Consider the following 25,434-nt stretch of genomic DNA (forward strand, 5'->3'; position numbering starts at 1 on the left):
GGACGCCGCCATGACGCCCCTGCTCCGCCCTTTCGCGCCCCGGGCCGGTGCCACCCTGCCGCCCGGCGGCAGACGACTGGCCCTGCCGGCCGTGCTGCTCCTGGCGTGCACGCTGCTGGCTCCGGCCCAAGCGCGCATCGAAGCGCTGCCGCAGCCCGCCATCCAGCCCAGCCAGGGCGGCGGCGACTTCACGCCGCCGGCGGTGCAGCCCGCGGCCCCGCTGATCGAGCCATCTGGTTCCTCCAGCGTGCCGCGCATCCAGCCCTCCGGCCAACCCCAGGCCGAACCGTTGCGCCTGCCCCAGCCCGAGGACGAGGCCACCATGGCGCAGTTGCGCCGGTTGCGCGCCACGGCCCTGGCGCCAGCGCGCAAGGGCAGCGCAGCGGAAAAGGCCGCCGCGCGCAGCGCCTGGGTCCTGGGCCTGCTGTACCTGCACGGCGAGCGCGTGCCCCTGGACCGCACGCAGGCGCGGTACTGGTTCGAGCGCGCCCGCGCGCTGGGTGAGCCCCACGCCAGCGCCGGCCTGGCCTGGTGCGAAATCGATGGCTGCGTGGGCCCGCCGCAACCTGCGGCCGCGCGCCCGTGGATCGCCCAGTTGCGTGCGGTGGACGCGCCGCTGGCGCTGCTGCTGGAATGGTGGGCGCAGGAGCGCCTGGCCCCGCTGCCGCTTTCCGCCGCAGCACCGCGCGCGCCAGATGCCCCCCCGCAGGAGAACGGACACGCAGCCCTGCTGCAGCGCGCCGCCCAGGCCGGCAGTGCCCAGGCGCTCAACGAACTGGGCCTGCGTCAGATCGCCGCAGCGCGCCTGCCCGATGCGCTGGCACAGTTCCGCGCGGCGGCGCCGCGCTCGCCCGCGGCAGCCTCCAATGCCCGGCTGCTGGCCAGCCGCATGGAGCAGACCATCAGCGCACAGCCCGCCCCGCACACGGCCGACGAATGGCTGGCGCAGGCGCGCCGCTACCACCGCGGCGACGGCGTGCCGTCCAATTACACCGAAGCCATCCGCCTGTACCAGATCGCCGCCGCCAGCGGCAGCCGACCCGCCAAGCGCATGCTGGAGCTGATCTACTCGCGCCCCGCGCCCGACGGCACGATCGATGTGGCCTGGATGCGCCAGCTCTCGACCATGGAGCTGTCGCCCGAGGGTTCGGTGCTCACCCTGCAGCCGCCGCCCACGCCGCAGCTGTTCGTGCGCGACCCCACGCCGCTGTACGCGCTGATTCCACAGGAATGGCGCTCGGGCCGGCCCGTGGGGCCACGCTGACTATCGTTTTGATAGCTGTCAGCGCTTGTCACATAAGCGCCAGAGCCTTATTTCTCTTGAAACTCAATGGAAGTCGCGGCTGCCGTCCAGCGCCTGCGCCAGGCGGCCCAGTAGCGGCGTGAGGTCTTTGAACCGCTCGCCCACCAGGTGGCGCACGGCCGTGTCCGCGCCCGGTGCGCGGGCGCACTGCCACACGCCCTCCACCGCTAGCAGGCGCGAGCGCAGCAGCGCGCTGCGCCAGCGCTCCAGCCGCGCGGGCCACACGATCACATTGACCGAGCCGGTCTCGTCCTCCAGCGTGACGAACATCGTGCCGTTGGCCGAGCCCGGCCGCTGGCGCACGGTGACGATGCCGCAGGCACGCACGCGCCGCCCATGGGGCGCCGATTGCAACTGCTGCGCCGTGGCCAGCCGCCAGCGCTGCAGCTTCTCGCGCAGCAGCGCCAGGGGGTGGCGCCGCAGCGTCAGGCCCGTGGCGGCGTAGTCCCACAAGATGTCTTCGCCCTCTGGTGCGGCGGGCAACTGCAGGGCGGCCTCATGCACGGGCGCGTCCTGTAGCAGCGGCGGAGCGCGCAGCTGGGCCGCGGCGTCCCACATCTGCTGGCGCCGGTGGCCCGCCAGCGCGCGCAGCGCATCAGCCGCGGCCAGGGCCTGCAGATCCTGCCGGTCCAGCCGCGCGCGCAGGGCCAGGTCTTCGGTGCTGGCGAAGGGGCCGCTGCCGCGCGCCTGCACCAGCCGCTCGGCCGCCGCGCCCAGCCCCGCCACCAGCCGCAGGCCCAGGCGCACGGCCGGCTGCGCCAAGGACACGCCGGCAACGGGCGCCAGGGGCTCCTCCAGCGTGCAGTCCACGTCGCTCGTCGCCACGTCGATGGGCAGCACGCGCACGCCATGGCGGCGCGCGTCCTGCACCAGTTGCGCCGGTGTGTAAAAGCCCAGCGGCTGCGCATTGAGCAGCGCGGCCAGGAAGCACGCGGGCTCGTGCCGCTTGAGCCAGCTGCTGGCGTAGGCCAACAGCGCAAAGCTGTAGGCATGGCTTTCGGGAAAGCCGTATTCGCCAAAGCCCAGGATCTGCTGGAACAGCCGGTCGGCAAATTCCGGCGGGTAGCCGTTCGCCAACAGACCGTCCTTGAAGGGCTTCTCGAAGCGGTGCACCTCGCCCTTGCGCCGCCAGGCGGCCATGGAGCGGCGCAGCTCGTCGGCCTGGCCCGCGCTGAAGCCCGCGCCGTCGATGGCGATCTGCATCACCTGTTCCTGGAAGATGGGCACGCCCAGCGTGCGCCGCAGGGCGTTGCCGAGCCTCGGGTATTCAATGGGGAACGGCTCCTCGCGCTTCGTGCGCTGCCACTGGCGCCGGCGCTCGCGCGCCTGCAGGTAGGGGTGCACCATGCCGCCCTGGATGGGCCCGGGCCGCACGATCGCCACCTGCACCACCAGGTCGTAGAACTCGCGCGGCTGCAGGCGCGGCAGCATGCTCATCTGCGCGCGGCTCTCGATCTGGAACACGCCCACGGTGTCAGCGCGGCAGACCATGTCGTAAGTGGCCGGGTCCTCGGGCGGGATGTCGGCCAGGTCCCATGATTCGCCCCGCAGCGCGGCACGCATTTCCAGGCAGCGGCGCAGCGCGCTGAGCATGCCCAGCGCCAGCACGTCCACTTTCAAGAGGCCCATGGCGTCCAGATCGTCCTTGTCCCACTGGATGATGGAGCGCCCGTCCATGGCGGCCGGCTCCACGGGCACCAGGCGTGTGAGCTTGCCCTCGGTGAGCACGAAGCCGCCCACGTGCTGGCTCAGGTGGCGCGGAAAGCCGCGCAACTGGCGCGCCAGTTGCAGCCACAGCGCGGCCGTGTGCGCGCCCAGCGGCTCGCCCAGGCGCTCGGCCAGCGCCAGCAGGTGCTCCGTGGCCAGCACGTCGTCGAACCAGTGGTGCTCCTTGGCGAACGCATCTACCAGCGCCGGCGCCACACCCAGGGCCTTGCCCACGTCGCGCAGGGCGCTGCGCGTGCGGTAGCTGATGACCACCGCGGTGATCGCGGAGCGCTCGCGCCCGTACTTGTCGTAGATGTACTGGATGACGGTCTCGCGCCGGTCGTGCTCGAAGTCCACGTCGATGTCGGGCGGCTCGCTGCGTTCGCGGCTGATGAAACGCTCGAACAGCAGGCGCGTCTTCTGCGGGTCCACCGCCGTGATGCCCAGGCAATAACACACCGCCGAGTTGGCCGCCGAGCCCCGCCCCTGGCACAGAATGCCCTGGCTGCGCGCATAGCGCACGATGTCGTGCACCGTGAGGAAGTACATCTCGTACCCGCACTCGGCGATCAGCGCCAGCTCCTTCTCGACCTGCGTCACCACCGCTTCTGGCACGCCATCGGGGTAACGGACACGCGCGCCCTCCCAGGTGAGGCAGGCCAGCGTCTGGCTTGCCGTCATGCCGGGCTGCACGGTCTCCAGCGGGTAGCGGTACTTGATCTCGTTCAGGCTGAAGGTGCAGCGCGCCGCCACCTGCAGCGTGGCCGCCAGCAGCGCGGGCGGGTACAGGCCCGCCAGCCGGCTGCGCGGGCGCAGGCGCTTCTCGGCATGCGGCTGCAGAGCGAAGCCGCACGCGGCCACGCTGCGGCCCAGGCGCACGGCGGTCAGTACGTCCTGCAGCGGCTTGGCCGCGCGCGAGTGCATGTGCACGTCACCCGCGGCCACCAACGGCAGGCCCAACTGCGCGCCGGCCTGCGTGAGCGTGCGCAGCCACAGGCCGTCGTCCGGTGCGGTGTGCAGCTCTACCGCCAGCCAGCAGTTAGAGCCAAATAGGCCTCTAACGCTTTCTAGACAAGCGCTGACAGCTATTAAATCAGAAGCATCGACAAACGCCTCGCGCCGCGGCGCCAGCAGCACCTCGCAGCCCTGCAGCAGCGCCCAGGGCGACTGGGCATCCACGCGGTAGCCGCCCTTGCCGGCACGCTGGCGCGCGGCGGTGATGAATTCGCACAGGTCGCCCCAGCCCTGCACGTCGCGCGCCAGTGCCACGATGCGCACGTCGCCCCAGCAGAACTCGCTGCCCACGATGAGCGGCAGGCCCAGCGCCTGCGCCGCGCCATGGGCGCGCACCACGCCGGCGACGGAGCATTCGTCGGTCAGCGCCAGGGCGCTGTAGCCCAGTTTGTGCGCGCGCTGCACCAGTTCCTGCGGGTGCGAGGCGCCGCGCTGAAAGCTGAAGTTGCTCAACGCGTGCAGCTCTGCGTAGGCGGGCAGCGTCATCCGTACACCCCCTGCAAGAACCAGCCGCCCGTCGCCCGGTCGCGGAAGATCCAGACGGTGCCCGCCACCACGTTGTGGGCGATGAAATAGTCGCGCCGCACCAGGGCCGAGCCACCATCCTGCGCGCCATTGTGTGCACTGACCTGCACATCGCTCTCGTCGTCGTTCAGATCCGCTGCGGCCTCCCACCAGCCGGTTTCCACGCGCTGCGGCCCGTCCAGCAAGCGCAGCGGCTGGCCGTGCAGGCAAGGCCGGCTGCCGCGCAGGGCCAGCGGCCGCGCAGGCCGCACGAGCCAGGGCGGAAGCAAGGGCGCGAGGGTGCAGTCCTGTGCGGGCGCCGGCGGCGCGGCGCGGGCCGCCAGGGCCGGGTGCCACTGTTGCATGCATTCGGGACGGTGGTCTGCCTGGGACCGCGGCACCCGCAGACTGTCCGCGCCCAGGCGGGCCGAGAGGCGCTCGACGAACTGGTGCCAGGGCTCGCCCTGCCCCGCCTCCGCGTCGCCTGGCTGGGGCGGCAGCAGGTCCGCGCTGGCCTGTGGCATGGGCGCGGTTTGCAGGCTGCGCAGCGCCAGCCGGCTCACGGGCGCGGCCAGGCGCTGGTGCGCCAGGCGCTCGGCCAGCAGGCGGCGCAGGTGTGCCATGCCCTGCAGCGGCTCGGCCGTGCGCAGCGTGAGGCTCTGCCAGGGGGGCAGGTCCACGCCGTCGATGCGGCGCAGGTCATGGCGCCAGGCCAGCTCCAGCGCCTGCACGCCCTGGTGGCGCGCGCGCAGCCAGCCCTGCAGTGCATCCAGCAGGCGCTGGCCGGCCCACAGCAGCGCGGGGGCCGATTCGGCCAGCGCGGGCAGTTCGAGCTCCAGCGCGAACTGCTCGGGCAGCGTGATCCAGTCCAGGCCATGCGGTGCGTCGCCCCATGCGCGGTCCAGCGCCGCCAGGGGTTCGGCGCCGAAGCGCCGCGCCACCCCGGCGCGCGGCAGCGCACGCACGGCGCCCCAGGTGCGGCAGCCCAGCTGCTGCAGCGCCTGGGCATGCGGGCGCAGCGCCGAGAGGGTGGCAACCGGCAGATCGTGCGGCAGCCGCCGCGGCACGGGCCGGCCCTGGCGCTGCAGGCGCAGCAGGGCCAGGGCTTGCAGCGCCGTGGGCGCACTGGCCCAGAGAGACCCGCCCTCCAGGGTTTCGGGCCCGGGGGGCGCGTGGTCACGCAGCAGGCTTTGCAGAGCGGCGCGCCCGCCCCACAGGCGTTCGGTACCGCTCACCTCCAGCAGCAGCGCTTCGTCCACAAGGGCCACGCGCGGCGTGAAGCGCAGCGCCCACCAGCCCTGCGCGGCAGGCGGCAGACCGATCACGGACCCGGTGGCGGGCCCGGTCGTGGCCTCAATGGGTGGCAAGTGCCAGGCAAGCCAATGCATCCTCCACCTCCTGCGGTGTGTGGCCCCCCATGCCCCAGGCGGCCGCCTGCACCTGGCGGCGCCATTGGGCCTGTGCCTGCAGCGCCGCGGCCAGTACCGGCGTGCGTGCGGGCAGTGCCACGGGCTGCGCCAGCGGCGGGCCGCGCCGCTTGACGACATGGACGTGCAGCTCCTCGCCCTGCGGTTGCAGCCACAGGCGCAGCGGCGCGGGCGATGCCTGCGCGCGCGAGCGCTCGGGACGCATCACCCACAGCAGCTGGCGGTGCTGCGCGGCCGCCAGCTGCAGCCGCCGCAGCACGGCGGCAGGCACCTGTGGCAGCCAGGCCAGCACGGCGCGCACGTCGCGGCAACGCAGCGCCTGCTCGCAAGCCCATGCCGCGGCCATGTCCGCACGCGGGCTGGGCGGGTGAATGCAGCACAGCCGGTCGGCGGCAACCCCCAGGGGTTGCAGCGCCGGCAGGAAGGGCTCCAGCGGCGGCGTGACCAGTACCGCGCGTCCCGGGCCTTGCGCCAGGTGCGCGGCCAGGGCCGGCATCACCAGGGTCCACTCGGGATGGGCCTGGGGAGGCAGCAGCAACTCGCTCATGCACCCCAACGGCCACCCCCCACCGGGCAGTTGCGCATCCAGCGGCGCATGGCCCGTGGCCAGCGCCGGCTGCGGCGCGTGCGCCCAGGCATCGCCCTGCCAGACGCCGGGCAGCGCGTTCAGGGAAGAGGAAAGAAAAGCCGCCATGCGAACCGCCGATGAATACTGTTCAAATATACAGTAATCATCGGCGGTTGGTGGCTCCAACCCGGCCGGCGTCAGGGCCTAGCGTCTGATCCGGCGGTGCGTCAGGGAGCGAATTTCAGCGCTGCGCCAAGCGCACTGCACAGGCATCGCGCCACTGCACGACCGCACGGTCGCCCGCCTGCGGGCTGTGCTCCAGCGTGAGCCAGCGGCTGTGGGTGGCGTCCACGATGCCCTGCAGCTGCCACAGGGCTTCCCGCCCCAACAGAGCCAGTTCGGCCAAGCCTTGTTCATCGCCCTGCAGGTATTGCAGGGCCTCTGCCTGCTGCTGGGGATGGGAGCCGGCCTCGAACAGGGTTTTTTGCAGCGCGGAAAGCCGCTGCTCCACGAAGGCGCAGGCCTCGGATTCCGCCGCCTCTGGCGGCAGCCCGGCGCGGCGGGTGTCCCAGTCGCCGAAGGCCGTGGACAGCTGTTCAATGAGCCGCTCCACATCTGCCGGCGTGACCTGTACATCGGTCTGCACGGCGCGTATCTGCAGCACGGGCAGCAGACAGGCGATGAGCGCTGCGGGGAACTTGCGGTGGTTCAGGCGCAGCGTGAGCGACAGGCGCTGGGCCGCGGCCTCGTTGGCGTATTTCTCGAAGAAGGCGGCCACCACCTCGGCCACCATCAGGATCTGCCCCATGAGCGAGATCTGGTCTCCCTGCAGGCCGCGCGGATAACCGCTGCCATCCATGCATTCATGGTGTTCCAGCACGGCCTGCTCCACCACGCGCGGGAACATGTTCTGCCCCCGGATGATCAACATGGCCGTGATGGGGTGCGCCATGAGCTGCTGGCGCCCGACGGCCGTCATCTTGTTGGCCGGGTCGTGCCAGACGGGGTCCATGTGCAGCACGCCGATGTCGTGCAGCAGCGCCGCCGTCGCCAGAGGCACGCATTCGCGGTCGCTCCAGCCGCTCTTGATGCCCAGGTACACGGCCGCCAGCATCATGCGCACGCTGTGCTCGAACAGCACCGGATGCTGCTCGCGCATGACGGTGAGCTTGAAGGCCAGGGACGGCGGCAGCAGCAAGGCGCGCACGGGCGCGAGCAGCTTCTCGGCGGTCATGCCCTCCAGCGTGTGCACCAGCAGATAGGCCAGCGTGTCGTGCTCGCACTGCGACGCGGCCAGTTGCACGATGGACTGCACGCTGACCATGTCGTCCATGGCCAGATGCTCGTCGATGCTGCCGCGCAGCTTGTGCTTGACCAAGCGGTCGTAGAGCCGGCTGTCCACGCGCGCGCCCTTGTCTACCAGCTTGATGCCCCGGTCGGTGTAAAGCGCTTCCTGCGTGACCACGGTGCGGCGATCGGCCATGTCGGTGATGGCACGCAGGTAATGGCTGTCTCCGTCGGCAAAAGCCGCCGGGCTGAGGTCGGGTGCGTTCATGCGCAGACGAAATGTTAAAAAATGTCACGCGCACTATACGGCGCTTTGCCTTGCGCAAAAAGACAAAAAAGCCGGGTGATCCCACCCGGCCCGTAGTTTTGGCCCCGCGCCCCCGCCGTGCATGCGCATGGCGGCCTGGCGGATGCCTGTCCTCAGCGCAGCAGCGGCACGCCGGTCTTGGACTGGATGTCCTCGAAGCTCACACCCGGCGCCAACTCCACCAGTTTCAGGCCTTCGGGGGTGACGTCCATCACGCCCAGGTCGGTGATGATGCGGTCCACCACGCCCACGCCCGTCAGCGGCAGCGTGCAGGCCGGCAGGATCTTCAGGTCGGTGGTGCCGTCCTTCTTGCGCGCCACATGCTCCATGAGCACGATCACGCGCTTGACACCGGCCACCAGGTCCATGGCGCCGCCCATGCCCTTGACCATCTTGCCGGGGATCATCCAGTTGGCCAGGTCGCCCTTCTCGCTGACCTGCATGGCGCCCAGGATGGACAGGTTGATCTTGCCGCCGCGGATCATCGCGAACGACTGGTCCGAACTGAAGATGGACGAACCGGGGATGGTGGTGACGGTCTGCTTGCCGGCGTTGATGAGGTCGGCATCCACCTTGTCCTCGGTGGGAAAGGCACCGATGCCCAGCATGCCGTTCTCCGACTGCAGCCACACCTCTTTGTCGCCGGTGAAGTTGGCCACCAGCGTGGGAATGCCTATCCCTAAGTTGACGTAAAAGCCGTCTTCGAGTTCTTGCGCGGCGCGGGCCGCCATCTGGTCTTGGGTCCACGGCATGGTTCAGGCTCCTGCTTTCTCGGTGATGGTGCGCTTCTCGATGCGCTTCTCGGGGTTCGGGTTGTGCACGATGCGGTGCACGTAGATGCCGGGAAGGTGGATCTGGTCGGGGTCCAGCGCGCCGGTCTCCACCACCTCCTCCACCTCGACGATGCACAGCTTGCCCGCCATGGCGGCGGCCGGGTTGAAGTTGCGTGCCGTCAGGCGGAACTGCAGATTGCCCGACTTGTCGGCCCGCTGGGCCTTGACCAGCGAAACCTGCGGCACCAGCGAGCGTTCCATCACGTAGGTCTCGCCGTCGAACTCGCGCAGCTCCTTGCCCTCGGCCACGATGGTGCCCACGCCGGTTTTGGTGAAGAAGGCCGGGATGCCCGCGCCGCCGGCGCGCAGCTTCTCGGCCAGCGTGCCCTGCGGGGTGAACTCCAGCTCCAGCTCGCCCGCGAGGTACTGGCGCTCGAACTCCTTGTTCTCGCCCACGTAGGAGCTGATCATCTTCTTGATCTGGCGCGTCTCCAGCAGCTTGCCCAAGCCGAAGCCGTCAACGCCCGCGTTGTTGGAAATCACCGTGAGGTCCTTCACGCCGCTGGCCTGCAGCGCATCGATCAAGGCCTCTGGAATGCCGCACAGGCCGAAACCGCCAACGGCCATCAGCTGGCCATCGGCCACGACGCCCTTGAGCGCTTCGGCCGCCGAGGGGTAAAGCTTGTTCACTACAGTCTCCTGGTTTGCTGGGTGGATGCGCTACGATACTACGTAGTTTTCTAAGTAGTTTTCCCTAAAGACTTGCACCACTATGAATGTTGCCGACTACCGCCTGGCCTTCGAGATGGCACCCGTGGGCCTGGTGATTTCGCGCAACCGCACCATGGTGGATTGCAACCGCCATGTGTGCGAGATGTTCGGCGCCTCGCGCGAACTGCTCATCGGCCAGTCGTTCCAGATCCTCTACCCCAGCCCGGACGAATATGAGCGGCTGGGCGCACGCATGGCGCCCATCCTGAACGCACGCGGCCACTATGCCGACAACCGCATCATGAAGCGCGCCAACGGCGAAACCTTCTGGTGCCACGTGTCCGGTCGCGCGCTGGATCGCAACGATCCGCACGCCTCGGGCATCTGGAGCTTCGAGGACCTGAGCGCGCAGCGCCCTGTGCGCGCCGAGTTGACGGCGCGCGAACGCGAGGTGGCCGCGCGGCTGCTGGACGGCATGACCTCCAAGGAGATCGGCCGCGCGCTGGACATCAGCCACCGCACGGTGGAAATCTACCGCGCGCGGCTCATGCGCAAGTACGGCGCGTCCACGGCCGCGGACCTGGTGCAGAAGCTGCTGGCGGGATAAGTCATCAAAAAAGTGAGCTGCTGGCGCTTGCTAATCAAGCAGTTCAAGGCGTTTATTGCCTGAGATCCAATCGCAGCAAGCGCTGCCAGCTATGGTTTTTGAAGCCGCCGTCGCGCCGGTCAGTGCAGTTTGAGCCGCCCCGACACGCGTTGCTGCAGCAGCCGCGCCAGCGCCAGCACCGCCGTCTTGCCCAGGCCCAGGATGGCGCGGTGGTGCATCAGGTGCAGCGACATGTACATCCACTTGGCGATCAGCCCTTCCACGAAGAAGTTGCGCCCCGCCAGGCCGCCCATCAGGTTGCCCACGCCCTTGTTCTCACCCAGCGACACGAGTGAGCCGAAGTCGCGATAGACGAAGGGCTCCGCCACCTCGCGCTCGCGCAGCAGCGCCAGCAGCACGCGCGCCAGGTAGTCGGCCTGCTGGTGCGCGGCCTGCGCGCGTGCCGGGACCATGCGGCCACCGTCCCACACGCAGGCCGCGCAGTCGCCCAGGGCCAGCACGTCAGGGGCCGAGGTGCGCAGCCGCTCGTCCACCACGAACTGGTTGAGCCGGTTCACTTCCAGGCCCAGCGCGGCGTTGGCGTCCGCGGCCTTGATGCCCGCGGCCCAGACCATCATCTCGGCCGCGATCTCTCCGGCCGAGGTGACCAGCACGCCCGGGCGCAGCTCCAGCACACGTGTGCCCGTCATCACCCGCACCTGCTTGCGGCGCAGGGCCACGGCGGCCTGGGCAGAGATGCGCTCGGGCAGGCCGCCCAGAATGCGGTCGCCCGCCTCCACCAGCGTCACGTCCAGCCGAAAACGCTGGCTGCTGCCCAGGCTCTCCAGCAGCTCTGCATGGGCTTCCAGCAGCTCGGCAGACAGCTCCACCCCCGTGGCGCCCGCGCCTACGATGGCGATGGACAGCGCGCGCTTGTCCGTGAACGATGCCCGCGCGCAGGCGCTCAGCCAGTCGGCATGAAAGCGCTGTGCATCGCGCACGTTTTCCAGCAGATAGGCGTGTTCGATGCCCGGCGTGCCAAAGGCGTTGGAGCCGCTGCCCAGCGCCAGCACCAGGCGCGTGAAGCTCAGCGTGCGCGCGGGCACCACCTCCTCGCCATGTGCATTGCGCTGAGGGGCCAGGGCGATGGTCTTGCGCGCGGCGTCCAGCCCGGCCAGTTCGCCCATGGTGAAGCTGAAATGGTTGCGCCGCGCGAGCACGGGGTACGACAGACCCTCCTGATGGGCGTCCAGCGTCCCGGCCGCGACTTCGTGCAGCGTGGGCTTCCAGATGTGGAACGCAAAGCGGTCCACCAGCAGCACCCGCTCACGCCCCTGTCGCGGCCCCAGCGCGCGGCCCAGGCGTGCAGCCAGTTCCAGGCCGCCGGCCCCACCCCCCACGATCACGATGTCGTAATGCATGTCAAACCTTCTTCCAGGTTACCGCTCTACAGTGTAGGCAAGCCTGCGTCTATTGCCGCGTTGCGGAAATTCAATGGGTTTGGGCTTGCCGTTTAAATAGATGAAAACAATAATTCTTCAAAACAAATAGTTCACATCTATTTAACCCGCAGCAATCCAGAAAGGAGCTCTTCCATGACCCATCGCCTCACTACCGCCGCCGGCGCACCCGTGGCCAATAACCAGGATTCGCTGACCGCGGGCCCGCGCGGCCCCATGCTCCTGCAAGACCTATGGCACCTGGAAAAGCTCGCCCACTTCCACCGCGAGGTGATCCCTGAGCGGCGCATGCACGCCAAGGGCTCGGGCGCCTTCGGCACTTTCACGGTGACCGGCGACATCACCCGCTACACCCGCGCCAAGGTGTTCTCGGCGATCGGCAAGCAGACCGAGCTGTTCGCGCGCTTTTCCACGGTGGCTGGCGAGCGCGGCGCGGCCGACGCCGAGCGTGACATCCGCGGCTTCGCCGTGAAGATGTACACCGAGGAAGGCAACTGGGACTTGGTGGGCAACAACACGCCGGTGTTCTTCTTCCGCGACCCGCTCAAGTTCCCCGACCTGAACAAGGCCGTCAAGCGCGACCCCTACACCAACATGCGCAGCGCCGAGAGCAACTGGGACTTCTGGACCGGCCTGCCCGAGGCGCTGCACCAGATCACCATCGTGATGAGCGACCGCGGCATTCCGCGCGGCTACCGCCACATGCACGGCTTTGGCTCGCACACCTACAGCCTCATCAACCAGGCCGGCGAGCGCCACTACGTGAAGTTCCACTGGGTCTGCCAGCAGGGCATCGAGAACCTGTCCGACCAGGAGGCCGCCGCCGTGGTCGCCCATGACCGCGAAAGCAGCCAGCGCGACCTGCTGCAAGCCATCGACCGCGGCGACTTTCCGAAGTGGAAGCTGTGCGTGCAGATCATGACCGAGGACGAGGCGCAGACCTACCGCTTCCACCCCTTCGACCTGACCAAGGTGTGGAGCAAGAAGGACTTCCCGCTGATCGAGGTCGGCGTGATGGAGCTCAACCGTAACCCCGACAACTACTACGCCGACGTGGAGCAGGCCTCGTTCGCGCCCAGCAACCTGGTGCCTGGCATCGGCCCGTCGCCCGACCGCATGCTGCAGTCGCGCCTGTTCTCGTACGCCGACGCCGCGCGCTACCGCCTGGGTGTGAACCACCACCAGATCCCGGTGAACGCCGCGCGCTGCCCGGTCAATATCTACCACCGCGACGGCGCCATGCGTGTGGACGGCAATGCCGGACGCACCATTGCGTACGAACCCAACACCCAGGGTGCGTGGCAGGAGCAGCCCGCGTACGCCGAACCGGTGGAAAAGCTCTACGGTGACGCCAGCCGCTGGAACTACCGCGAGGACGACGATGACTACTTCACCCAGCCCGGCGACCTGTTCCGCCTGATGACGCCGGAGAAGCAGCGCCTGCTGTGCGAGAACACCGCGCGCAACATCAACGGGGTGTCGCAGCACATCATTGACCGCCACATCGCGCACTGCACCCAGGCCGACCCGGCCTACGGCGCCGGCGTGAAGGCTGCCCTCGAAGCCGTGCGCGCCGGCACGCTGTAATAAGCACCGCCGCCGCCCTGCTCAGGCCCGCACCCGGGCCAAGCATCAAAATACCGCCCAGCCCTTACCTGACAAGCGCTGGGCGCTTCTGTTTTTGACAACCCCGATGCCCTCCTGCACCCATCTGGCCCGCCGGCTCGTATGCCACCGCTGCCAGCGCCCCGCCGCAGCCTGCATCTGCGCCGCCGTGCGGCCCGTGGCGCACCAAGTGCAGGTACTGATCCTCATGCACCCGCTGGAGCAGCACCAGGCCAAGGGCACGGCACGGCTGCTGCACCTGTGCCTGCCGGGCAGCCGCATCGTGGTGGGCGAGGCGTTCGACCACGCTGCCTTGGTGCAGGAAATAAACGCCCCCTGGGTTGATGGCGACCGGCAGGCACCGCGCCGCGCAGTGCTGTTGTACCCGCCCACGCCGCTCGACCCGCAGCACCCCATGCTGCCCCCGCCGCCGCTGTCGACCGACTGGCTGGCAGTGCCCGAACGGCTGCGCCTGGTGGTGCTGGACGGTACCTGGCGCAAGAGCCGCAGGATGCTGTGGGCCAACCCTGCGTTGCAGGCCCTGCCGCGCCTGGCCCTGCAGCAGGTACCGCCCACGCGTTACGCCGTGCGCAAGGCGCACGCGCCGCACCAGCTCAGCACGCTGGAGGCCGCGCAGTGCGCACTGCGGCAACTGGAACCCGCCAACCCGCACATCGCCGCACTGGGCCAGGCCATGGATGCATTGATGGCACTGCTGCGCTCGCGCGATGGCGCGGCACGCTCGGCTATGCTCGGACCAGACCTTTCATAAAAAATCAGGAGACACCCATGGCCGAACGCTATCCCTTCCCCGACCTGAACACATTGCCCGAGGACATCCGCGCCCGCATCCTGGAGGTGCAGGAAAAGGCCGGGTTCATCCCCAACGTGTTCCTGGCGTTCGCCCGCCGCCCGGCCGAATGGCGCGCGTTCTTCGCCTACCACGATGCGCTGATGCTGAAGGAAGAAGGCAGCCTCACCAAGGGCGAGCGCGAGATGATCGTCACCACCACCAGCGCCGCCAACCAGTGCCTGTACTGCGTGGTGGCACACGGGGCCATCCTGCGCATCTACGAGAAGAAGCCGCTGGTGGCCGACCAGGTAGCGGTGAACCACCGCAAGGCCGACATTCCGCCGCGCCAGAAGGCCATGCTCGACTTTGCCATGAAGGTCTGCCAGCGCGCGCACGAGATCGAGGACGCCGACTTCGAGGCGCTGTACCCCCACGGCTTTGACGATGAAGACATCTGGGACATCGCGGCCATCACCGCGTTCTTCGGCCTGTCCAACCGCATGGCCAGCTTTGCCGGCATGCAGCCCAATCCCGAGTTCTACCTGATGGGCCGTCTGCCGCGCGAGAAGAAGGCCTGAGCGTCAAAATGCTCTTAAAACAATAGCTGCTAGCGCTTTATAGATAAGCGCTGGTGGCTGTTTTTATTTGGATGCCAACACGGCGCTCCGGCAGCCGCTGAAGGCATCCAGCGGGCGCTGGTAGGAAGGCGACTGCACGTCCAGCAGGCCCAGCACGGTGTGGTAGAGGTTGTCGTGCGTCAACGGCGCATCGCCGCTGGCGCGCAGGCAGTCGGCCGCCAACCCGTCACGGCGCAGGAAGGAGGTGTCCATCCACGCCACCATGGGCACGTGCTTTTGCATGTCGGGCGCCACGCCGTAGGGCATGCCGTGCAGGAACAACCCGTACTCGCCCAGCGACTCGCCATGGTCGCTCAGGTACAGCAGAGCCGTGTCGTACTTGGCGCTCTGGCCACGCAGCCAGTCGATGGTCTTGCCCAGGAAGGCGTCCGTTGCGGCGATGGAGTTGTCGTAGGCGTTCACCAGTTCACCGTGGGCGCAGTCGGCCAGCACTTCCGTGCGGCATTCGGGCATGAAGCGCTTGCCTGCATCGGCCGAGCGCTTGTAGTAGGCCGGCCCATGGCTGCCCATCTGGTGCAGCACCAGCAGCACGCCGCGCTCGCGCTGCGCCGCGGGCAAGGCGGCCAGGCGCGCATCCAGGTTGTGCAGCATGGCCTCGTCGCGGCATTCGCCGCCATCGCACAACTGCTTGCGCGCCTCTGCATCCAGGCCTTCGGCGGCAGATGCGTGCGGCACGCGGTCGCACACGCCCTTGCAGCCGGACTGGTTGTCCAGCCACAGCACGCCCATACCCGCGGCTTGCGCCACGTCCAGCAGGTTCTCGTAGTCGTTGTCACGCGATTCAAATGCACTCTTGCCCAGTGGCGAAAACATGCAAGGCAGCGACGCCAGCGTGCTGGTGCCGCACGAGCGCACTTCGCGCCAGCTCATCACGTTGCGTTTGGTCAGTTCCGGCGTGGTGTCGCGGCCATAGCCGTTGATGCCGAAATGGTCCGCGCGCGCCGTCTCGCCCACCACCAGCACGAACAGCGTGGGCCGCGCCCCGGCCGCATAGCTGGCGCCCAGCGCGGCGCCCTGGGTCATCGGCACCAGCGTGCGGTTGCGTGCGAACACCGGTCGCAGGGCCGACACGGAGGTGGAGTACAGGCTGGCCAAGGGGTTCATCAGGTAGCGCAGGTGCGGGTGGTTGCGCATCAGCGGCGCCAAGTCCCGCGACATGGCCGCCACCGTGCCGGCGGCCAGGCCCAGCGCCAGCACCAGCAGTGCCAGGTTGCGGCCCACCTGGCGCAGCGGCCGCATGGCGGGAATACGCATACGCAGCAACCACCAGGAGGGAAGCGCCGCGACGGCCAGCACCGCAGCCAGCATGCGCACGCTCAGCAGATCGGCCACCTCGCGCGCATCCGTCTGCAGCACGTTGGCGGCCATGCTGGGGTCCATGACCACGCTGTAGGTCAGCATGTAGTACTGCGACAGCGCGGCCACCATGACCACCAGCCACCACAGCAGCTTCATGCCGCGCGTCCAGGCGGTGAATGCCAGAATGGCCACCGTGCCGCACGCCGTCAGCACGGCCAAGGCAGCCGCTGAACGCAGGTACAGGCTGGGCGCGCCGCCAATGCGCGTGATTTGCAGCCACAGCGGCCAGTTGGCCGCCAGTACCAGGTACAGCGACAGGCGCACCACCACCTGCTGCGCCGACAGCGGGGTGGTCATCCAGCCATCCAGCCGGCGTAATGCACCACGCAAGAAGCCTTCGTCGGCAGGGCTGGAAAATGACACAAGCGGCACGGAGGCCGAGGAGGGAGAGGCAATGGAGGCGCGCGAAGACATGCCGCCATCGTGGAACCTGCCACTGAAGCCAAGCTGAAGACGCCGCTCAGGCTTCGTTCAGCTTTGTATCTGCCGCTACTCCCAGGCGCACGTGCAGCTGCGCCAGACTTTCCCACGCAAGGCCCACGGTCCAGCAGGACCAGGCGGACCACAGTGTGTGGCTCATGAAATGTGCACCGCGCATCTGCTGCGCCCAGCCCAGTGCCAGCCCGGCCATCAGAGCGCCGGGCAGCCAGAGGCGCGCTACGTTCGGCGCCGCGCGGCGCAGTACGAACCAGCCCGCTACAAAGCCAAACGCGGCCGAGGCATGCCCTGCAGGGAAGCAGTGCCCCGGCCCCAGGTCGCGCACGCCCCACACCCAGTGCGAGACGTACTGCGCCACCCCGCCGAACTCGGCCAGATCCCAGGGACAGCTGGTGGTGTTCAGGCGCTTGAACACCGAAACCGCCAGCATCGCACCGATGACGGACAGCACCAGTTGCGCGCGCTGCGCCGGCGCCATGACGCGCAGGAATCCCCAGGGCCGCCACACCCCCACCGCCAGTGCGGCCAGCAGCGCACCGCTGGCATAGCGCGGACCCTCATGCGTCAGCAGGGCAAAGGTATGGTGGTCACGCCAGGCAAAGCCCTGCGCCCCCCCAAACAGGCGGGCCAATGGCAGATCCAGGCCCGAAGCGTCCCACAAGACGAGCAACAGGAAAAGCAACAACGTCACCGCATACAGGCGGCGCAAATTCCAGAAGGGCATGGCAAGGCTGGCGGCACAACAACCGCCGTGGGCAGAAAACGGCACCCCGTCAGGCTACGCCCGCGGCCTGAATGCACCATGAACACCAGACCGCCCGCACAGCGCCCTACACTTTCGGCCTCACCCACCTTAGAGAAATTTGCATGCGCGTGCTGCTGGTAGAAGACGACGAAGCCCTGTCCGAGGCCGTGTGCGGCTATCTGCGCGCCAAGGCCTTCGTGGTCGATGCCGTTCCCAGCTTGGCGCAGGCCGGCGCCGCCCTGCGCGCGGCCCAGTACGCCGCGGTACTGCTGGACCTGCACCTGGCCGACGGGGATGGCCTGAGCCTGCTGCCGCAGATCCGTGCCCTCAAGGACCGGCCCATCGTCATCGTGCTGACGGCGCGCGACCAGGTCAGCGACCGCATCGCCGGCCTGGACGCGGGAGCGGACGACTACCTCGTCAAGCCCTACGACCCCGGTGAACTGCTGGCCCGCCTGCGTGCGGTGGAGCGCCGCCGCAACGCCGCCTATGTACCGGTATTGGCGCTGGGCGACCTGCAGATCGACCTGTCGCGCGAGCAGGTGCGCCGCGCCGGGGTGCCGATCGCGCTCACGCAGAAGGAATGGGCGCTGCTGCGCGTGATGGCAACCCGCCCCGAGCGCATCCACACGCGCGAAAGCCTGCAGGACGCGCTGTATGGCTTTGACGACGAGGCCGATAGCAACACGCTGGAGGTGTTCATCAGCCGGCTGCGGCGCAAGCTGGGGCGCGAACACATCGAGACCCTGCGCGGGTTGGGCTACCGCCTCGTGCACCGTCCTGACGAAGGCTTAACGGCATGAGGACACACCTGCGCGGGCCATTGCGCACGCAGACCCTTGCGGGGCGACTGACGCGCAGCCTGATCCTCTGGGTGGGCGGCGTGTGGCTGCTGTGCGTGCTGGGCGTGGTGTGGTACACGGACCGCGAGATCAGTTACAACTTCGACAACGAATTGGTCGAGGTCTCACACCGTTTCTTCGATATTGCCCTGGACCACCTGGACGCGGCCGGCCCGCGCGACGCGACCGAGGGGCCGCTGGTCCTGCCCTCTCCGGGATCGTTTGCCGATGCCGACCTGCTCTACCAGATCGTCGCGCCCGACACGCGCGTGCTGGCGCGGTCGGCCGAGGCCCAGCCCGAGCAGTTCGACGTACCGCTGGCGCCGGGCTTCGAGAACACGCACGGATGGCGTGTCTACACCCTGTCGCACCCCACTCGCCCTCTCTTCATGCAGGTGGCCGACCCGCTGCACGAGCGGCGCGAGGCGGTGAACCGCACCCTGGTCGGCCTGGGCATCGTCATGGTGGCCATGCTGCCCCTGCTGGCGCTGCTGCTGCGGCGCATCGCGCGGCGCGAATTGCAGGTGCTGGACGCTCTCACGCACGAGATCAGCCTGCGCGACGGGCAGCAGCTCACCCCGATCGCCCTGCCCGGCCTGCCGCGCGAACTGCGCAGCGTGGAAGACCATGTAAACCGGTTGCTGGACCGCCTGTCCCGCGCGTTGGACGTGGAACGCGCCCTGGCCGCCAACGCTGCGCACGAACTGCGCACGCCGCTCACCGCGGCCCGCCTGCGGTTACAGACGGCACTGGAACATGGCCTGCACCGTGACGACGTGCAGGCCGCCATCGCCGCACTGCAAACGCTGAGCCGCCGCACCGAAAAGCTGCTGCAGCTGTCGCGCGCCGAGTCCAGTGCTCCCTATACCCGGGAGCCCGTGGACCTGGCCCAACTGGCCACCACGGTGGCGCAGGAGTTTTGGCAGGATGATCGCGCCGCCGACCGGCTGGATCTGGTAACCGCTTACGAAGGGCCCGCTCCCGTAGCGCGGGGCGACTTCGACGCGCTGGCCATTGCCCTGCGCAACCTGCTGGAGAACGCACTGAGCTATGCCGGCGACAGCGCGGTGGAACTCATCGTGGGCCCTGGCTGCGCTATCGCCGTGCGCGACCACGGCCCGGGTGTGAGCAGCGACCGCCTGCAGACCCTGCAGCAGCGCCATGTGCGCCAGAGCGCGGACCGCACGGGGTATGGACTGGGTCTGTCCATCGTCGCGACCATTGCGGCCAAGCACGATGCCCAGCTACAACTCACGTCACCCCTGGCTGGCGAGGCTGGCGGGTTCGAGGCGCGGCTGTTGCTGACGCCCAGGTAAGCCAGCCGTTGCCCTTACGCCAGCGCCAGGCCCCGGGGGCCCGGCGGGGTGTGCGGTGGTATCCAGGATCAGGCCTGCGGTGCCGGCAACGCGACTGCCGAGGAATCAACGCGAAAGACCCCTACGGCCTGGGCCACTTGCGCCGCCTGGCCCTGCAGCGATTGCGTCGCAGCGGTGGCCTCTTCGACGAGCGCGGCATTCTGCTGCGTCGCCTGGTCCATGTGCGCCACCGCGATATTCACCTGCTCGATGCCCGAGCTCTGTTCACGGCTTGCCGCACTGATTTCGCCCACCAGAGCGCTCACCTGGTCAACGCTGCGAATGATGTCCTGGATGGATGTGCCGGCCTTCGCCACGAGTTGGTTACCCGCCTCGACGGTATCGACCGAACGTCCGATCAAGTCCTTGATCTCCTTCGCCGCTTCGGACGAACGGCCGGCCAATGAGCGCACCTCGGAGGCCACCACGGCAAACCCCCGCCCCTGCTCGCCGGCCCGTGCCGCTTCGACCGCCGCGTTGAGCGCAAGGATGTTGGTCTGGAAGGCAATGGAGTCGATCACGCCAATGATGTCCACGATCTTGCGCGACGACGCGTCGATGGCGCGCATGGTCTGCATCACATCGTCCATCACCTGGCCGCCTTGCTGGGCCTGCTCTGCCGCCGTGCGCGCCAGCTGGTTGGCTTGATGGGCGTTGTCGGCGTTCTGACGCACCGTCGACGTCAGCTCTTCCAGGGAAGCTGCCGTTTCCTCCAGCGAACTGGCTTGCTGTTCCGTGCGCCGGGACAGGTCCAGGTTGCCTGCGGCAATCTCTGCCGACGCGCCCGCAATGCTGTCGGCGCCCTGGCGCACCTCGCCTACGATGGTACGCAAACGGTCGGTCATGGCTTGCAGCGCTTGCAACAGCTGGGCACCTTCGTCCCGGCCGCTGGAGTGCACGGCATGCGTGAGGTCTCCTGCGGCGACCACCTGCGTTGCTTGGACAGCGCGGGCCAACGGCGCAGTGATGCTGTGGGTAAGGATCCAGGCCACACCGATGCCCGCCACCAGGACCACCAGCCCGATGCCGCCCATCAGCCAGGAGCTTGCGGTAGCGCTGCTGTCGATGTCTTGCCCGGTGCGATCGATACTGGCCCGCTGGAAGTCGCGCAGCGCCGCCAGGCTTTCCAGATAGCCACGGGAGGCAGGAACGAACTGGCGCTCGAACAAGGTGGTCACCTGCTCTGCCTGCCCGCCCTTCTTGGCGGCGATGATGGCGTCGCGGGCCTGGATGTATGCCTGACGGTGTCCACTGAGAGTGTCAAAGAGGGCTTGCTCTTCGCTGCCGGAAATGAGCTTGACGAACTGGGCCTGCCGTTCGTTGGTTTCCTTGCTCGACGCGGCGTTCTCTGCGGCGAACAACTCCGTCAGCGAGTCGTCGCTGCTGCGCGCGACAGCAGTGGCACGCTGGATGCTGGCGCGAATCACTCCGTACCAGTCGGTCACCAGCCGTTCCTTCTGGAGCGGCACAGAAAGGATTTGCCGCGTGCTCCCGGCCACCTCCTGCAACTGCCACACCCCCACTGTGAGCATGAGCACCGCAAACAGGATGAGCAGGCCAAACCCAGCCGTCAGGCGGGTGCCGATACGAAAGTTTTCCATGTGTACCTCGGAACGTGAACGGCTGACTTACCGTCCGTGAAGCAAACACGAGAAGGAAAAACCGCCAAATGTAAATAAGTGTGACTTTATTCGGAAGTGGCTGGTAACAAGCATCTCCCGCGGAATGCCCCTGCTCTAGCTAAGTGTTTACCCTAGTGTCCCGTCCAATTTTCGCCAGGTTGCCACACCACAGCGCTGGCCGTCGCGGTGCCAGACTCGGGTTTTGCCGTGGCCTTCACTTTCACATAACGAAAGTGCTGCCAAATTACGGAATGCGGGATTCGAAAAAGCGGGCATCGCTTGCCGTTTTTCAGTTCGTTCCCCCATAAAGCGAAGGTACGCGAACGCCCCGTTTGCGCTTGTGCACTGCACAAAATGAAGTGTCTGGACGGCACAGCGAGAAGTGAACGACCGTGCGATTCCTGTGCGACGGCCTGAATACAATCGGTCACCACACAGGGCCATCGCTCCCACAGGCCGGCACCCTGCCTTTTTCCACTATCGAAGCAGAAGAGACACCCATGACGAACGACGAAATTCTGAGCACCTACGGTCCCCGGGAAGCCATGGAATATGACGTGGTGATCGTCGGCGGCGGCCCCGGCGGGCTTGCCACCGCCATCCGCCTGAAGCAACTGGCGGCCGAGAAGGGCCAGGACGTTTCCGTCGTCGTGCTCGAAAAAGGCTCCGAGCCGGGCGCGCACATCCTGTCCGGCGCCATCATGGACCCGAAGGCATTGACCGAACTGATCCCCGACTGGAAGGCCAAGGGCGCGCCGCTGAACCAGCCCGTGACCGACGACGCCATGGTGTTCCTGGGCGAGAAGTCCTCCCTGCGCACGCCCAATTTCCTGCTGCCGCAGTGCTTTCAGAACCACGGCAATTACATCGTCAGCCTGGGCAACGTGGTGCGCTGGCTGGCCGAACAGGCGGAAGGCCTGGGCGTGGAGATTTTCCCCGGCTTTGCCGCCGCTGAAGTGCTCTACAACGAAGACGGCTCCGTCAAGGGCGTGGCCACCGGCAACATGGGGGTGGGCAAGGACGGCGAGCCCACGAGCGAATTTCAGCTGGGCATGGAATTGCATGCCAAGTACACCATCTTTGCCGAGGGTGCGCGTGGTCATCTGGGCAAGCAGGTCATCGCCCGCTACAAGCTGGATGCGGAGAGCGACCCCCAGACCTACGGCATCGGCATCAAGGAGTTGTGGGAGATCGACCCCCAGCGCCACCAGCCCGGCTTCGTGCTGCACACCGCCGGTTGGCCCATGGACAACAGCACCTACGGTGGCGCCTTCCTCTACCACCTGGAGGACAACAAGGTCACGCTGGGCTTCATCACCGGCCTGGACTACAGCAACCCCTACCTGAGCCCGTTCGAGGAATTCCAGCGCTGGAAGACCCACCCCAACATCCGCTGGTACCTGGAGGGCGACGAGGCCAAGGGCATCAAGCCCGCCAAGCGCCTGGGCTACGGCGCACGCGCCATCACGGCCGGCGGCCTGATGAGCCTGCCCAAGTTCGTGTTCCCGGGCGGCGCGCTGGTGGGCTGCGAGGCGGGCTTCCTGAACGTGAGCCGCATCAAGGGCAGCCATGCCGCCATCAAGACCGGCATGCTGGCCGCCGAGGCGGCATATGACGCCATTCAAAATGGCCGCCAGCATGATGAGCTCTCGGCCTATCCCAAGGCCTTCGAGGGCAGCTGGCTCTACACCGAACTGAACAAGGCACGCAACTTCAAGGCCTGGTTCAAGAAGGGCCTGGTCACGGCCACGGTGATGAACGGCATCGAGCAGTTCGTGCTCAAGGGCCACATTCCATGGACGCTGCACCGCGACAAGCCCGACCACGCCTACCTGAAGCCCGCGGCCGAGTGCAAGCCCATCGTGTATCCCAAGCCGGACGGCAAGCTGACCTTCGACCGCCTGTCCAGCGTGTTCATCAGCAACACCAACCACGCCGAGGACCAGCCCGCGCATCTGACGCTCAAGGACGCCAGCGTGCCGGTGAATGTGAACCTGGCCAAGTACGCCGGCCCCGAGGCGCGCTACTGCCCGGCCGGCGTATATGAGTTCGTGCCGGACGAAGCCAAGGGCGGCAGCGCACAACGCCTGCAAATCAACGCCCAGAACTGCGTGCACTGCAAGACCTGCGACATCAAGGACCCGACGCAGAACATCGTCTGGGTCACGCCGGAAGGCGGCGGCGGTCCGAACTATTCGGGCATGTAACCAAGGGGCTGCTGCGCAATGCTATATTTTTAATAGCTGTTAGCGCTTGACTGAAAAGCCGTGGAGGCACTTTTGACACCAAAGTGCTGCAGCGCCCGTTCCGTCCACGGACGGCAGGCAAACGGTAGACTCCCCACAAGGCCGCGCGTGGTTCCTGCGCCGGCCTGGTACTACAAACACAGGAAAACACCGCACGTTCAATTGGAGAGTGAACCGTTATGAAGAGTTTGTCTTGGGCGCCCCTGGGCGCTATCGCCCTGGCCGCAGCCGCCCTCGCGCCCGTGGCGCATGCGCAGCAAAAGTCCGTTGCCGTGACCGCCATCGTGGAGCACCCCGCCCTGGACTCGATCCGCGACGGCGTGAAGGCCCAGTTGCAGGCCGCCGGCTTTGAAGAGGGCAAGAACCTCAAGTGGCAATACCAGAGCGCCCAGGGCAACACGGGCACTGCCGCGCAGATCGCGCGCAAGTTCGTGGGTGACAAGCCTGACGCCATCGTCGCCATCGCCACGCCCTCTGCCCAGGCCGTAGTGGCTGCCACCAAGACCGTGCCTGTGGTGTTCTCTGCCGTGACGGATCCCGTGGCCGCCAAGCTGGTGAAGAACTGGGAACCCTCCAAGACCAACGTGACCGGCGTGTCCGACATGCTGGCGCTGGACAAGCAGATGGACCTGGTCAAGCAGGTCGTGCCCGGCGCCAAGCGCGTGGGCATGGTCTACAACCCGGGCGAGGCCAACTCCGTCGTCGTGGTCAAGGAACTCAAGCAACTGTTGCCCAAGATGGGCATGACGCTGGTGGAGGCTTCTGCCCCGCGCTCGGTGGACGTGAGCAGCGCCGCGCGCAGCCTGGTGGGCAAGGTGGACGTGATCTACACCAACACGGACAACAACGTCGTCTCGGCCTACGAGTCGCTGGTGAAGGTCGGCCAGGAGGCCAAGGTGCCGCTGGTGGCATCCGACACCGACAGCGTCAAGCGCGGCGCCATCGCCGCCCTGGGCATCAACTACCGCGACCTGGGCGAACAGACCGGCCGCATGGTGGTGCGCCTGCTCAAGGGCGAAAAGCCCGGCGACATCAAGCCTGAAGTCAGCACGAAGATGGAACTGTTCGTGAACCCCGGCGCCGCCGAGAAGCAGGGCGTGAAGCTCTCCGACGCGCTGGTGAAATCCGCCACGCAAGTGGTCCAATAAACCTTCGCGCCAAGGCCGGGCCGCCGCGGCAGCCCGGGCCACTGGCACCCCACGCAGGAGCCATGGCGCCATGGCTCCTGCTTTGTTTTCTATCCGCCACTGTCCATGTCACTCTTTTCCCTGCTGGGTGCCGTCGAGATCGGCCTGATCTTCAGCCTGGTCGCGCTGGGCGTCTTCATCTCGTTCCGGCTGCTGCGCTTTCCCGACCTGACGGTGGACGGCAGCTTCCCGCTGGGCGGCGCGGTCTGCGCCATCCTCATTTCCACCGGCCATAACCCCTACGTGGCCACGGTGGCCGCCACCGCGGCGGGGGCTGTTGCCGGCCTGGTCACGGGCTGGCTGAACGTGCGCCTGAAGATCATGGACCTGCTGGCGTCCATTCTGATGATGATCGCGCTGTACTCCATCAACCTGCGCATCATGGGCGGCCCCAACGTACCGCTGATCAACGACGAGACGCTGTTCACCTTGCTGCAGCCGCCGGGCCTGGACGACTACTGGTCGCGCCCAATGATCCTGCTGGTGATCGTGATCGCGGCCAAGCTGTTCATGGACTGGTTCTTCGCCACCGAACGCGGCTTGGCCATCCGAGCCACCGGCTCTAACGCGCGCATGGCCCGCGCGCAGGGCATCAACACCGGCGCCATGGTGCTGCTGGGCATGGCCGTATCCAACGCGCTGGTGGCACTGGCGGGCGCGCTGTTCGCGCAGACGCAGGGCGGCTCGGACATTTCCATGGGCATCGGCACCATCGTCATCGGCCTGGCCGCCGTGATCGTGGGCGAGAGCATCCTGCCCTCGCGCCGCCTGGTGCTGGCCACGCTGGCCGTGATCATTGGCGCCATCGTGTACCGCTTCTTCATCGCGCTGGCGCTCAACAGCGACTTCATCGGCCTGAAGGCGCAGGACCTCAACCTGGTGACTGCCGTGCTGGTCACCATCGCCCTCGTGATTCCGCAGCTCAAGCGCAAGCTGGCCGCACGCGGCCGCTGAAAG

The 25,434-nt window shown here is 67.7% G+C and carries 20 protein-coding genes; 10 read left to right on the forward strand and 10 right to left on the reverse strand.

All coding sequences use genetic code 11. The features are described from left to right. Nucleotides 1–10: 10 nt before the first annotated feature. On the forward strand, nucleotides 11–1,264 hold the full coding sequence (locus tag QY917_RS05855) for an SEL1-like repeat protein (RefSeq protein WP_123675819.1): 1,254 nt from the start codon (nucleotides 11–13) through the stop codon (nucleotides 1,262–1,264). Between the two features lie 63 nt (nucleotides 1,265–1,327). On the opposite strand, the gene QY917_RS05860 is transcribed toward QY917_RS05855, so the two are convergent. The 6 genes from QY917_RS05860 to QY917_RS05885 form a co-directional block, all read right to left on the reverse strand. Continuing rightward, nucleotides 1,328–4,510: an error-prone DNA polymerase gene (locus QY917_RS05860; protein WP_123675818.1), complete on the reverse strand. Its 3,183-nt coding sequence runs from the start codon at nucleotides 4,508–4,510 to the stop codon at nucleotides 1,328–1,330. After that, nucleotides 4,507–5,916, reverse strand: coding sequence for a DNA polymerase Y family protein (locus tag QY917_RS05865; RefSeq protein ID WP_123675817.1), 1,410 nt, complete (start codon nucleotides 5,914–5,916; stop codon nucleotides 4,507–4,509). The genes QY917_RS05860 and QY917_RS05865 overlap by 4 nt, the downstream gene beginning before the upstream one ends. Continuing rightward, complete coding sequence (gene imuA / locus QY917_RS05870) at nucleotides 5,882–6,649, reverse strand: translesion DNA synthesis-associated protein ImuA (RefSeq protein ID WP_123675816.1); 768 nt, start codon at nucleotides 6,647–6,649, stop codon at nucleotides 5,882–5,884. The genes QY917_RS05865 and imuA overlap by 35 nt, the downstream gene beginning before the upstream one ends. Nucleotides 6,650–6,764: 115 nt before the next feature. Continuing rightward, nucleotides 6,765–8,078: an HD-GYP domain-containing protein gene (locus tag QY917_RS05875; RefSeq protein WP_123675815.1), complete on the reverse strand. Its 1,314-nt coding sequence runs from the start codon at nucleotides 8,076–8,078 to the stop codon at nucleotides 6,765–6,767. A gap of 152 nt (nucleotides 8,079–8,230) precedes the next feature. Next, a complete protein-coding gene (locus QY917_RS05880) occupies nucleotides 8,231–8,869 on the reverse strand; it encodes a 3-oxoacid CoA-transferase subunit B (protein WP_011805210.1) in 639 nt (212 codons plus the stop codon). 3 nt (nucleotides 8,870–8,872) lie between these two features. After that, entirely contained in the window at nucleotides 8,873–9,580 is a 708-nt protein-coding gene (locus QY917_RS05885; RefSeq protein ID WP_011805209.1) for a CoA transferase subunit A, read from the reverse strand. Between the two features lie 82 nt (nucleotides 9,581–9,662). Here QY917_RS05885 and QY917_RS05890 point away from each other — a divergent pair, with 82 nt between their 5' ends. After that, nucleotides 9,663–10,208, forward strand: a complete 546-nt coding sequence (locus QY917_RS05890) for a PAS and helix-turn-helix domain-containing protein (RefSeq protein WP_088886809.1) — start codon at nucleotides 9,663–9,665, stop codon at nucleotides 10,206–10,208. Nucleotides 10,209–10,327: 119 nt separating this feature from the next. Here the strand turns inward: QY917_RS05890 and QY917_RS05895 are convergent, their stop codons facing one another. Continuing rightward, nucleotides 10,328–11,608 carry an NAD(P)/FAD-dependent oxidoreductase gene (locus QY917_RS05895; protein WP_123675814.1) on the reverse strand — a complete coding sequence of 427 codons (1,281 nt, stop codon included), beginning with the start codon at nucleotides 11,606–11,608 and terminating at the stop codon, nucleotides 10,328–10,330. Nucleotides 11,609–11,782: 174 nt separating this feature from the next. Between QY917_RS05895 and QY917_RS05900 the strand changes: the two genes are divergently transcribed. The 3 genes from QY917_RS05900 (at nucleotide 11,783) to QY917_RS05910 (ending at nucleotide 14,623) form a co-directional block, all read left to right on the forward strand. Continuing rightward, nucleotides 11,783–13,234 (forward strand): catalase, encoded by a 1,452-nt coding sequence (locus QY917_RS05900; protein WP_123675813.1) that lies wholly within the window; start codon nucleotides 11,783–11,785, stop codon nucleotides 13,232–13,234. Nucleotides 13,235–13,340: 106 nt separating this feature from the next. Continuing rightward, nucleotides 13,341–14,024, forward strand: a complete 684-nt coding sequence (locus QY917_RS05905; protein ID WP_123675812.1) for a tRNA-uridine aminocarboxypropyltransferase — start codon at nucleotides 13,341–13,343, stop codon at nucleotides 14,022–14,024. Nucleotides 14,025–14,041: 17 nt separating this feature from the next. After that, nucleotides 14,042–14,623: a peroxidase-related enzyme gene (locus QY917_RS05910; protein WP_015913292.1), complete on the forward strand. Its 582-nt coding sequence runs from the start codon at nucleotides 14,042–14,044 to the stop codon at nucleotides 14,621–14,623. Between the two features lie 63 nt (nucleotides 14,624–14,686). On the opposite strand, the gene QY917_RS05915 is transcribed toward QY917_RS05910, so the two are convergent. Both QY917_RS05915 and QY917_RS05920 read right to left on the reverse strand, forming a co-directional pair. Next, nucleotides 14,687–16,339, reverse strand: coding sequence for a phosphoethanolamine transferase (locus QY917_RS05915; protein ID WP_302079269.1), 1,653 nt, complete (start codon nucleotides 16,337–16,339; stop codon nucleotides 14,687–14,689). A gap of 163 nt (nucleotides 16,340–16,502) precedes the next feature. After that, the gene (locus QY917_RS05920; protein WP_123675810.1) at nucleotides 16,503–17,204 is read right to left on the reverse strand and encodes a phosphatase PAP2 family protein; all 702 of its coding nucleotides are present in this window, start codon (nucleotides 17,202–17,204) and stop codon (nucleotides 16,503–16,505) included. Between the two features lie 143 nt (nucleotides 17,205–17,347). On the opposite strand from QY917_RS05920, the gene QY917_RS05925 reads away from it, so the two are divergent. Both QY917_RS05925 and QY917_RS05930 read left to right on the forward strand, forming a co-directional pair. Next, complete coding sequence (locus QY917_RS05925) at nucleotides 17,348–18,028, forward strand: response regulator transcription factor (protein WP_123675809.1); 681 nt, start codon at nucleotides 17,348–17,350, stop codon at nucleotides 18,026–18,028. Beyond that, the gene (locus QY917_RS05930) at nucleotides 18,025–19,383 is read left to right on the forward strand and encodes a HAMP domain-containing sensor histidine kinase (RefSeq protein WP_123675808.1); all 1,359 of its coding nucleotides are present in this window, start codon (nucleotides 18,025–18,027) and stop codon (nucleotides 19,381–19,383) included. The genes QY917_RS05925 and QY917_RS05930 overlap by 4 nt, the downstream gene beginning before the upstream one ends. Nucleotides 19,384–19,451: 68 nt before the next feature. On the opposite strand, the gene QY917_RS05935 is transcribed toward QY917_RS05930, so the two are convergent. After that, nucleotides 19,452–21,023 (reverse strand): methyl-accepting chemotaxis protein, encoded by a 1,572-nt coding sequence (locus tag QY917_RS05935; RefSeq protein ID WP_123675807.1) that lies wholly within the window; start codon nucleotides 21,021–21,023, stop codon nucleotides 19,452–19,454. Nucleotides 21,024–21,544: 521 nt separating this feature from the next. On the opposite strand from QY917_RS05935, the gene QY917_RS05940 reads away from it, so the two are divergent. From QY917_RS05940 to QY917_RS05950, 3 genes are all read left to right on the forward strand, one after another. Beyond that, nucleotides 21,545–23,251: an electron transfer flavoprotein-ubiquinone oxidoreductase gene (locus QY917_RS05940; protein ID WP_088886816.1), complete on the forward strand. Its 1,707-nt coding sequence runs from the start codon at nucleotides 21,545–21,547 to the stop codon at nucleotides 23,249–23,251. Nucleotides 23,252–23,469: 218 nt separating this feature from the next. Further along, a complete protein-coding gene (locus QY917_RS05945) occupies nucleotides 23,470–24,438 on the forward strand; it encodes an ABC transporter substrate-binding protein (RefSeq protein WP_088886817.1) in 969 nt (322 codons plus the stop codon). Between the two features lie 105 nt (nucleotides 24,439–24,543). Next, nucleotides 24,544–25,431: an ABC transporter permease gene (locus tag QY917_RS05950; RefSeq protein ID WP_015913285.1), complete on the forward strand. Its 888-nt coding sequence runs from the start codon at nucleotides 24,544–24,546 to the stop codon at nucleotides 25,429–25,431. Nucleotides 25,432–25,434 lie beyond the last annotated feature (3 nt).

The organism is Diaphorobacter sp. C33, from assembly GCF_030503915.1.
In the GTDB taxonomy this organism is placed as follows: domain Bacteria; phylum Pseudomonadota; class Gammaproteobacteria; order Burkholderiales; family Burkholderiaceae_C; genus Diaphorobacter; species Diaphorobacter nitroreducens.